The sequence below is a fragment of the Betaproteobacteria bacterium genome, assembly GCA_016791345.1.
In the GTDB taxonomy this organism is placed as follows: domain Bacteria; phylum Pseudomonadota; class Gammaproteobacteria; order Burkholderiales; family JAEUMW01; genus JAEUMW01.
In genome coordinates this window covers 17,781-27,783 of record JAEUMW010000127.1, presented here as the reverse complement: position 1 = coordinate 27,783, position 10,003 = coordinate 17,781, and the positions used below count along the sequence as shown (strand labels likewise).

Sequence of the window (10,003 nt, the reverse complement as noted above, 5' to 3'; positions counted from 1 at the left end):
GCATCGAGGCCTCGGCCCAATCCCTTCAGCTTTGCCAATTCATCCTCACCGATCGGCCGCCTGCAGTCGACCGAGAACTTCTCCGGCGAGTGCGAGATAAGCCAGACTGCCTTTGCATTGCTTGTCGAACACCGCCACCGGCAGCCCGTAGCTCGGCGCCTCCGCGAGCCTCACGTTGCGGGGAATCACGGTATTGAACACCTTGTCGCCGAAATGCTGCTTCAACTGAGCGGATACGTGATGCGCCAGCGTATTGCGCGGGTCGTACATCGTTCGCAGCAGTCCATCGATCTCCAATCGAGGATTGAGGTGAGCGCGCACTTTCTTGATCGTGCCCACGAGATCGGAAAGTCCTTCGAGCGCATAGTATTCGCACTGCATCGGAATCATGACCGAATGCGCGGCTGTCAAGGCGTTCACCGTGAGCAGACTCAGCGCTGGCGGACAATCGAGCAGCACGAAATCGTATTCCTCGATGACCGCTTCCAGGGCGCCCTTCAGGCGATGCTCGCGCCGCGGCATGTCGACCAGTTCCACTTCCGCACCGGCCAGTTCCCGGTTCGACGGCAGCACGTGGAAGAGTCCCTTGGTTTCGGTCACGCGCACGGACGACAGGGGCTGCACGCCGAGCAGCACGTGGTAGACGGTATGCGTCAAAGTGCGCTTGTTGACGCCGCTCCCCATGGTCGCGTTGCCTTGCGGATCGAGGTCGACGAGCAACACGCGCCGGTGCGCCGCCGCCAGGCTGGCCGCGAGATTAACGCTCGTCGTGGTCTTGCCGACGCCGCCTTTCTGGTTCGCGACCGCGATGATCCTGACCATCACGCGCGTTTCATCAGCACCAGATGGCGTGCGGCCTCGATGCCGGGCACACGAAGGGGAACGACCGCTTCGACGCGCCAGTCCCGGGGCAATAAGGCGATCTCTTCGTCCGGATACAGACCCTTCATTGCTGCGAGGGTGCCACCGGGGGCGACCAGGCGACCCGCAAGGCGGGCAAATTCCGGCAAGTCGGAAAACGCGCGAGAGACAACCAGATCGAAACTCCCCGTCGGCTCGATCGCTTCCACTCTTTCTTGAGCGACGGATGCGTTGGCGATGCCGAGTTCGGCGACGGCCTGGGAAAGGAAACTGCTCTTCTTGTGATTGCTTTCGATCAAGGTGATCTGCCACGCTGGCCGTGCAACGGATATCGGGATGCCGGGCAGTCCGGCGCCGCTGCCGACGTCCGCCACGCGTCCGCCCGCCACATGCGGGACGACGGCAAGGCAGTCGAGCACATGATGTGTGAGCGCCCGGTCCACCTCGCGGATCGCCGTGAGGTTGTAGACGCGGTTCCACTTGACCATCAGATCGAGATAGGCGATCAGGCGCTCGGCAGCCGCTCCAGGCAGCGCGAGCTTGAGTTCGAGCAATCCCCGCTCGAGCTGACTCATGATGGCTTCGTTCATGCCGACCTCTTCTGCGGACGTTGCGTGCGGCGTTTGAGGTGCACCAGCAGCAGCGATATCGCGGCCGGAGTGACACCGGGCACGCGAGCAGCCTGACCCAGCGTCTGCGGCCGGTGCAGATTCAGCTTCTCCCGCACTTCCACCGACAGGCCTTGCACCGAGCGATAGTCCAGATCGTCAGGCAGGGCAATCGCCTCGCTCTCCCGATGCCGCGCGATCTCGTCGCGCTGCCGGTCGATGTAGCCGTGGTACTTCGCCTGGATCTCCACCTGCTCGGCGACTCTGGCATCCGCGACGGCAGGGCCGGCGCCAGGTAGGGACATGAGCCGCTCGTAAGTGACTTCCGGGCGCCGCAGCAAGGTGTGCAGCGGCTGATCACGATCGATCACCTGCCCCAGCACGCGCAGCGCATCCTCGGCGGAAATGTGCCGGCTGCTGAGCCGGGTTTCGCGCAGCCTCGCCGTTTCGCGCTCGATCGCCTCCTGCTTGGCGTCGAACGCGCTCCAGCGATGGTCGTCGATCAGCCCCAGCCGCCGCCCCGTAGGGGTCAGGCGCAGATCGGCATTGTCCTCGCGCAGACTCAGACGGTATTCCGCGCGGCTGGTGAACATGCGATAGGGCTCGGTCACACCGCGCGTCACCAGGTCGTCAACGAGCACACCGAGGTAGGCCTCATCCCGCCGCGGCGTCCAGCCTTCTTCGTTCGACGCGTGGAGCGAGGCGTTCACCCCCGCGAGCAATCCTTGCGCAGCCGCTTCCTCGTAGCCGGTCGTGCCATTGATCTGGCCGGCGAAGAACAATCCCTCGATCGCGCGGGTTTCGAGCGTGCGCTTGAGTCCCCGCGGATCGAAATAATCGTATTCGATGGCGTACCCGGGCCGCAGGACGTGCGCTGCTTCCAGGCCCTTGATGGAGCGGACGATCTCGATCTGCACGTCGAAGGGAAGACTGGTCGAGATCCCGTTCGGATAGATCTCGTGGGTTTCCAGCCCTTCGGGTTCGAGAAAGATCTGGTGTGCGTCCTTTCCCGCGAAGCGGTTGACCTTGTCCTCGATGGACGGGCAATAGCGCGGCCCCACTCCCTCGATCACGCCCGTGTACAGGGGCGACCGATCCAGGCCCGCCCGAATGATGTCGTGCGTCCTGGTGTTGGTATGCGTGATCCAGCACGGCACCTGCCGCGGGTGCTCCTCCGGGCTGCCAAAGAAAGAAAACACCGGGGTCGGTGAATCGCCGGGTTGCTCGGTCATGACCGAGAAGTCGATGGTCCGACCGTCGAGACGCGGCGGCGTGCCGGTCTTGAGCCGCCCCACGGGCAGGCGCAGTTCGCGCAGGCGTTGAGCGAGCTTGAGGGCCGGGGGATCGCCGGCTCGCCCGGCCTGGTAGTTCGTGAGACCGACATGAACCAGCCCGGCGAGAAAGGTACCAGTCGTCAGGACGACCGCCCGGGCGTGAAAGCGGATCCCGAGTTGCGTCACGGCACCGACGACCCGGTCCCCATCGAGAATCAAGTCGTCCACTCCTTGCTGAAATAGCCAGAGGTTTTCCTGATTCTCCAGGCGGTGACGGATCGCCCGGCGGTAAAGAACGCGGTCCGCCTGCGCTCGCGTTGCGCGCACGGCCGGCCCCTTGCTCGCATTCAGGATGCGGAACTGGATACCGGCTGCATCGGCGGCGACGGCCATCGCGCCACCCAGGGCGTCGATCTCTTTCACGAGATGTCCCTTGCCGATGCCGCCGATCGACGGATTGCACGACATCTGACCCAGGGTTTCCAGGTTGTGGGTCAGCAGGAGTGTGCGGCTGCCGCGTCTCGCCGCCGCAAGCGCCGCCTCGGTTCCGGCGTGGCCGCCGCCAATCACGATTACGTCGAAGTCGGTGGAATATCGCATCTGGCAGGAAGGGCGATGCCGCTCGCGCGGGGCGCACATGATACCGCAAAGGCCGTGGGCCGAGTCGACGTGGACGCCTGTTTCACGTGAAACACATCATCACCGCTGTTCCACGTGAAACCGTGACGCTTCACTTGCCGATACAGAAGCGGGCGAAAATTTCGCCAAGGAGATCATCCGCGGTGTCGACGCCGAGGATCGAGCCCAGTGCGTCGTGCGCAAGGCGAAGGTGCTCAGCCAATAGCTCCAGCCCTCCACTCTCGATCTCTGCGTCCCCGACCAATACCTCGGCTGCGCGCAGCGCTTCCAGGTGGCGGGCGCGCGCCATGAACACCCCCTCCCCCCTGCCCTGCCAGCCAACCGCTCTCAACAAGGCCTTCTCGAGGTACTCCACCCCGGCTCCCGAGCGCGCCGAGAGCCAGACCCGAATTGCCGCGTCCGACGTTTCCAGTCTAGGCGCTTCCCCGGTGAGATCGATCTTGTTGATGACCTCGATCCTCCGGATAGACCCTGGCAAACGCTCCCACCCGGTCTCCTCCGTCTCCGGCAGCCCGGCTTCCCGCATGCGCACCACGACATCGGCGCTCTCAAGCGCTGTCCACGCGCGCTCGATGCCGATGCGTTCGACCGCATCTCCGGATTCGCGCAGTCCCGCTGTATCGATCACCTGCATCGGCACACCCTGAATCTGCAGCGTCTGCCGGATCGCATCGCGCGTCGTCCCCGGGATGTCCGTCACGATGGCGAGCTCTTCGCCGGCCAGCCGATTGAGCAAGCTCGACTTCCCCACGTTCGGTTTGCCCGCCAGCACGACGCGTATTCCTTCACGCAGGAGACTTCCCTGCTGCGCCGCCTGCAGCGTCGCCGCCAAGCGCTGTCTCAAGCGCTGCAAGCGTCCGCGAGCGTTCGCCGATTCCAGGAAGTCGATCTCCTCGTCGGGGAAATCCAGCGTGCCTTCGACCAGCACCCGAAGGTCGAGCAGCTCCTGCCGCAGATCGTCTATCGCCCGCGAGAACTCTCCTGTCAGTGATCGGACCGCGCATCGGGCAGCTTCTTCAGTGCTCGCTGCGATCAGGTCAGAGATTGCCTCGGCCTGCGCCAGATCGATCTTGTCGTTCAGGAAGGCCCGCAGCGTGAATTCCCCGGGCTCGGCGGCGCGAGCGCCGAAAGCCATGCAGGCGTGGACGAGATGAGTCAGAACAGCCGGGCCGCCGTGCCCCTGCAGTTCCAGCATGTCCTCACCGGTGAAGGACGCGGGCGCGGGAAAGTGGAGCGCGAGACCCTGATCGATCACGGTCCCGGCATCGTCCCGAAACAGGGAAAGAACCGCCTGCCGTGGCGGCAGAGGTCCGCCGAGGATCCCCTTCAGCAGGGGATTGAGGTTCGAACCGGAAACCCTGACGATGCCGATCGCCCCCGCCCCGGCGGGGGTCGCAACCGCGACGATCGCCTCTCCCCGCTTCGCCCGCGCCCCGATCGCGGACTCAGGTCTTCGCCACGGCACCTTTTTGCCGCTCGAGGCCGCGCGTGATGTACCACTGCTGCGCGATCGAGATGATGTTGTTCACCAGCCAGTAGAGGACGAGTCCGGCCGGGAAGAAGAAGAAGAACACGCTGAAGACGATCGGCATGATCTGCATCATGCGCGCCTGGATGGGATCCGGCGGCGCCGGACTCAGGCGGCTCTGCAGGATCATGCTGATCCCCATGAGGATCGGCAGGATGTAATAGGGATCCGGCTTGGACAGGTCGTGGATCCAGAGAATGAAGGGTGCTTGGCGCAGCTCGATGCTGCTCAGCAATACCCAATAGAGCGCGATGAAGACGGGAATCTGCACCACGATCGGCAGACACCCGCCGAGAGGATTGATCTTCTCCGTCTTGTAGAGCTCCATCATCGCCTGGTGCAGCCGCTGACGGTCGTCACCGTACTGCTCCTTCAAGCGCTGGAGCTTTGGTGCGAGCACCTTCATCTTCGCCATCGACCGGTAGCTCGCCGCCGACAGCGGATAGAACGCCGCCTTGATCAGGATGGTGAGCAGAATGATCGCGTAGCCCCAATTGCCAACCAGCTTGTGCAGCCACGCCAGAACCCAGAACAGCGGATAGGCGATGACCGTGAGCCACCCATAGTCCACCGCGAGATCAAGGCCCGGCGCCGCCGAAGCCGCCAGCTGCTGCAGCCGCTCCTGGTCCTGCGGCCCGCTGTAGAGGGACATGGGCGCACGCACCGTCTGCCCGGGTTCCACCGCGATTGACGGGACAATGACCCCGGCCGAATAGAGATTGTCGGCCAGCCGCTTGGTGAAGAACTCGCGCGGCACCCCCGATGCGGGCAGCCACGCGCTCAGGAAGTAATGCTGGATGATGGCGATCCATCCGTCCGTGCTGTTTCGCGGATACGGGAGCTTGCCCTTGGCGATGTCCTCGAAGCTCACCTTCTGGAACTTGTCCTTCGTCGTATAGACGCCGATCCCGGTGAAGGTCGGGGCCATGCGGGAAGTCCCCGCCGGGGCTTCGCCGTCGCGGACGAACTGGAAATACAGATACGGTTGTACCGCGGCATTGCCCGCACTCACGATTTCGTGGTCGAGTTCGATCAGGTACGAGTCGCGGTGGAAACGGTAGGTCTTGGTCACTCGCACCCCGCCGCCAGAGGCATCCAGCTTCACCTCCAGTACGTCCGCACCTTCGGCGAGCTGATAGGTCTTTGCTCGCGGCGTCCACACCGTCTTGTGGTTCGGCAAACCCTCTCCGATCAGGCCCGACTGAGCGAGATAGGTCCGACCTTGGCCCTCCCCGAGCAGCTGGAACGATTTCTTCAGGTCGTCGTTGTCCGCCTGCCTGAGAAGCTCGAGCCGGCGCAAGTCCCCGCCCGCCGTGCTGATCTGTGCGCGGATCACGTCCGTAGTGACTTCGACGGACTCGCCCGCGGCCAGGGTCTCCGCCTGTGGTGCCGACGGCAGCGCCGTGGGTGTGCCCGTTGCAGCGCTCGGTGCCGGTACCTCTCCCGGCTGCGCGCGGGCGGCGTCGGTCGCGGCGCTGGGCGTTTGCGGCACGGCGTGCTGCCGCTGCCACGCGTCGTGCAGCAGGAAGAGCGAAACGGTGAAGACGAGGAGAAGGACGATGCGCTGCGTATCCATGGCGCTTCAGGAATCAGGGAACGGGATCAAATCCTCCGGGGTGCCACGGGTGGCAGCGGAGGATACGCGTTGCGGCCAACCGGCCGCCGCGCAGTGCGCCGTGCTTGAGGACGGCCTGTCTCGCGTATTCCGAGCAGGAGGGTGCGAAGCGGCATGACACCGGAAACAGCGGGGCGAGGACAAGTTGATAGAGCCGGATCAGGCCGACAAGGAATCGCGACATCGGGCAATGGCAGAAAAAATCTCGATCACATCGGAACGCGTATCCACCCCGGCTTGGCGTTCACGTCGAGGTCGAAAACGAACCACCACATCCAGTCCGGCGAGATCGAACTGTCTCGCTCGGAACGCCTCTCGCACCCACCGTTTGCATTGGTTGCGGGCGACGGCACATGCGGCCGCCTTGCGCCCAATGACGATTCCCAAGCGGGCTACACCGAGTGCGTTTGGCCGCGCGTAGCCTTCTACGACGCGCCGACGCGCGACCGCCGGAGAACGCAGAATGGCGCGAAAATCGGCCTGTCCCGTCAGCCGCCGGGTTCTCGGCAGGCGTCTGCGCGTCGCTGCAGCGTCACACTGCCAAACGATGGCGCCCCTTGGCGCGACGGGCGTTGATGACAGCGCGACCGCCCCGGGTGCGCATCCGCACCAGAAATCCGTGAGTGCGCTGGCGGCGAACTTTCGAGGGGTGGTAGGTGCGTTTCATGCGGTGTGGCCTTGTCGGTCAAAAAAGCTCGTCATTACAACCTCGACCGGCTACCGCTGTCAATCCCCGTTTCCGCTCTGTGGATAACTTGTCCGCGAAAGGATAAAATCCGCCCTTGGGGGTGTTCCGGCGCCTTTCTTCGAATAATCAAAAATCGTCAATGATTCAAACAGATAGCTTCTGGCAAGCGTGCCTTTCGCGCTTCGAGGAAGAGCTTTCCCCACAACAGTTCAAGACCTGGATCAAGCCGCTGCGCGTGACCGACAACGGTCAATCGTTGGTGCTCTGGGTCCCGAATCGCTTCGTCCTGCAGTGGGTGAAGGATCGCTTTCTCGCCGGCATCGCCACCCAGGCCGCACAGTTCTTCGGCCGCCCGGTCGCTATCGACATCGCACTTTCTCCGGCCCAGGAAGGGGTCCCGGAGCGGCCATCGCTGCCGCCGCAGGCCGAGCGCTCCCCGGTTGCCGCTTCGCGCGAGCAATCGCGGCTCAATCCCCTGTTCAGCTTCGAGACCTTCGTCACCGGCAAGGCCAATCAACTGGCGCGGGCGGCGGCGATCCAGGTGGCCGAGCGCCCGGGTGCGGCCTATAACCCGCTGTTCGTCTACGGCGGCGTCGGCCTCGGCAAGACGCACTTGATCCAGGCGATCGGCAATCTGCTGAGCGAGCGCGATGCCGCCGCGAAGGTACGCTACATCCACGCCGAACAATACGTCTCGGACGTGGTGCGTGCCTATCAGCACAAGGCGTTCGACGATTTCAAGCGCTACTACCACTCCCTCGATCTGCTGCTCGTCGACGACATCCAGTTCTTCGGCGGCAAGAGTCGCACGCAGGAGGAATTCTTCTACGCCTTCAACGCGCTGATCGAGTCGCACAAACAGGTGATCATCACCTGCGACAGTTATCCGAAGGAAATCAGCGGCATCGAGGATCGACTGATCTCACGCTTCGGTTGGGGTCTCACCGTCGCCGTGGAGCCGCCGGAGCTCGAGATGCGGGTCGCAATCCTGCTCAAGAAGGCGGAAGCGGAAGGCGTCAAGCTCGACGAAACCGTCGCCTTCTTCATCGCCAAGCATATCCAGTCCAACGTCCGCGAACTCGAAGGAGCGCTCAAGCGGGTGCTGGCCTATTCACGCTTTTCCGGACAGGGCCTGACGGTCGATCTCACGCGCGAGGCGCTGAAGGACCTGCTCGCGGTACAGAGTCGCCAGATTTCGATCGAGAACATCCAGAAGACCGTGGCCGACTATTACAAGATCAAGGTCTCGGAGATGTACTCGAAGAAGCGCTCCCGCACGGTGGCGCGGCCGCGACAGATGGCCATGGCGCTCGCTAAGGAACTGACCCAGCTGAGTCTCCCGGATATCGGCGATGCCTTCGGGGGACGCGACCACACCACGGTACTGCACGCCTGCAGAAAGATCGCCGAACTGCGCACCAGCAACAACGAGATCACGCGGGACTTTGCCGCGCTCCTGCAGGTCTTGCGCAGCTAATGTGTGAATGGATTGTGAGCAACTGCCCGCTCGGTACCTGACCCTTTTTGTTATCCACAATCGGCGCACAGTTCCCCGCCCCCTTATGCAAGAGGTTACAGGTGCTGCAAGTTCTTCGGCGCACAGGAATTCTCCGCGTTGTACGCGCCTGCGGCGGGGCCTTATCAACTCTTATTAAAGATATAAAGGAATGAAGCTCATCCAGGCACCGCGCGATGCATTGCTGAAACCCCTGCACGCAGTCACTGGAATCGTCGAGCGCAGGCACACGCTGCCCATTCTCTCGAACGTCCTGATCGAACGCAGGCCGGGCAATCTCAACCTGACCGCGACAGATCTCGAGATCCAGGTCATCACGCGCAGCCCTTGCGCCGTCGAAGGCGAGGACATCGCCGTCACCGTATCCGCACGCAAGCTGCAGGACATTCTCCGTTCCCTGCCGGAGTCGGCAGAGGTGAGTCTGGAACTCACCGACAACAGGCTGCACGTCAAAGCCGAGCGCAGCCGCTTCAATCTGCAGACGCTGCCGGCACAGGATTTTCCGCGCATTGCCGAAGGCAGCACCGTGGGTGCCAGCTTCTCCGTGGAGCAGCGGGCGCTGCGCAACCTGCTGTCCCTGGTTCAGTACGCGATGGCGCAGCAGGACATTCGCTACTACCTGAACGGGCTGCTCCTCATCATCGAGGACGGAACCATCACCGTGGTCGCCACCGATGGCCATCGGCTCGCGCTCGCCACGCTGGCCACCGGCGCCAGCACGTCTCGCGAAGAGGTCATCGTCCCGCGAAAGGCGGTCGTCGAACTGATCAAACTCCTGTCCGAGAGCGAAGAACCGGTACAGATCGAGGTGCTCGGCAACCAGGTGCGCTTCAGCCTCGGCGCGACTGTTCTCGTGAGCAAGGTCGTCGACGGCAAGTTTCCCGACTACAAGCGTGTCATACCGTCCGGGTATCAGAAGCAGTTCCAGATGGACCGGCAGGTGCTGCTGCAGGCGCTGCAGCGTGCGGCCATCCTCTCCAACGAGAAGTTCCGGGGCGTGCGCTGGATACTGTCCCCCGACACATTGTGCATCGCTTGCACGAATACCGAGCAGGAAGAGGCGCAGGAAGAGCTCGAGATCGACTATCAGGGCGAGACGCTCGACATCGGTTTCAACGTGACCTACCTGACGGACGTCCTGTCGAATCTCGACGCGCCGACAGTGGCCTGCGCGCTGGGCGATGCCAATTCCAGCGCCGTGCTGACGGTTCCCGCCAGCGATGGCTTCCTCTACGTCGTCATGCCCATGCGCATCTGACGCCGACAACTTACGG

The 10,003-nt window shown here is 63.5% G+C and carries 10 protein-coding genes; 2 read left to right on the top strand and 8 right to left on the bottom strand.

What is annotated here, in order from left to right; translation table 11 throughout:
• Nucleotides 1-45: 45 nt before the first annotated feature.
• The 8 genes from JNK68_05405 to rpmH form a co-directional block, all read right to left on the bottom strand.
• Entirely contained in the window at nt 46-822 is a 777-nt protein-coding gene (locus JNK68_05405; GenBank protein ID MBL8539792.1) for a ParA family protein, read from the bottom strand.
• On the bottom strand, nt 822-1,451 hold the full coding sequence (gene rsmG / locus JNK68_05400; protein ID MBL8539791.1) for a 16S rRNA (guanine(527)-N(7))-methyltransferase RsmG: 630 nt from the start codon (nt 1,449-1,451) through the stop codon (nt 822-824). The genes JNK68_05405 and rsmG overlap by 1 nt, the downstream gene beginning before the upstream one ends.
• The gene (gene mnmG, locus JNK68_05395) at nt 1,448-3,343 is read right to left on the bottom strand and encodes a tRNA uridine-5-carboxymethylaminomethyl(34) synthesis enzyme MnmG (GenBank protein MBL8539790.1); all 1,896 of its coding nucleotides are present in this window, start codon (nt 3,341-3,343) and stop codon (nt 1,448-1,450) included. Before mnmG ends, rsmG begins: the two co-directional genes overlap by 4 nt.
• A 130-nt stretch (nt 3,344-3,473) precedes the next feature.
• Nucleotides 3,474-4,820, bottom strand: a complete 1,347-nt coding sequence (gene mnmE, locus JNK68_05390) for a tRNA uridine-5-carboxymethylaminomethyl(34) synthesis GTPase MnmE (protein MBL8539789.1) — start codon at nt 4,818-4,820, stop codon at nt 3,474-3,476.
• A gap of 7 nt (nt 4,821-4,827) precedes the next feature.
• Nucleotides 4,828-6,486 (bottom strand): membrane protein insertase YidC, encoded by a 1,659-nt coding sequence (yidC, locus tag JNK68_05385; protein ID MBL8539788.1) that lies wholly within the window; start codon nt 6,484-6,486, stop codon nt 4,828-4,830.
• Between the two features lie 13 nt (nt 6,487-6,499).
• Entirely contained in the window at nt 6,500-6,709 is a 210-nt protein-coding gene (gene yidD, locus JNK68_05380) for a membrane protein insertion efficiency factor YidD (GenBank protein ID MBL8539787.1), read from the bottom strand.
• A complete protein-coding gene (gene rnpA, locus JNK68_05375) occupies nt 6,685-7,107 on the bottom strand; it encodes a ribonuclease P protein component (protein ID MBL8539786.1) in 423 nt (140 codons plus the stop codon). The genes yidD and rnpA overlap by 25 nt, the downstream gene beginning before the upstream one ends.
• On the bottom strand, nt 7,058-7,192 hold the full coding sequence (gene rpmH, locus JNK68_05370) for a 50S ribosomal protein L34 (GenBank protein MBL8539785.1): 135 nt from the start codon (nt 7,190-7,192) through the stop codon (nt 7,058-7,060). The genes rnpA and rpmH overlap by 50 nt, the downstream gene beginning before the upstream one ends.
• Before the next feature lie 160 nt (nt 7,193-7,352).
• On the opposite strand from rpmH, the gene dnaA reads away from it, so the two are divergent.
• Both dnaA and JNK68_05360 read left to right on the top strand, forming a co-directional pair.
• Nucleotides 7,353-8,690, top strand: a complete 1,338-nt coding sequence (gene dnaA, locus JNK68_05365) for a chromosomal replication initiator protein DnaA (protein ID MBL8539784.1) — start codon at nt 7,353-7,355, stop codon at nt 8,688-8,690.
• Nucleotides 8,691-8,880: 190 nt separating this feature from the next.
• Nucleotides 8,881-9,987 (top strand): DNA polymerase III subunit beta, encoded by a 1,107-nt coding sequence (locus tag JNK68_05360; protein MBL8539783.1) that lies wholly within the window; start codon nt 8,881-8,883, stop codon nt 9,985-9,987.
• The last annotated feature ends 16 nt before the right edge of the window (nt 9,988-10,003 follow it).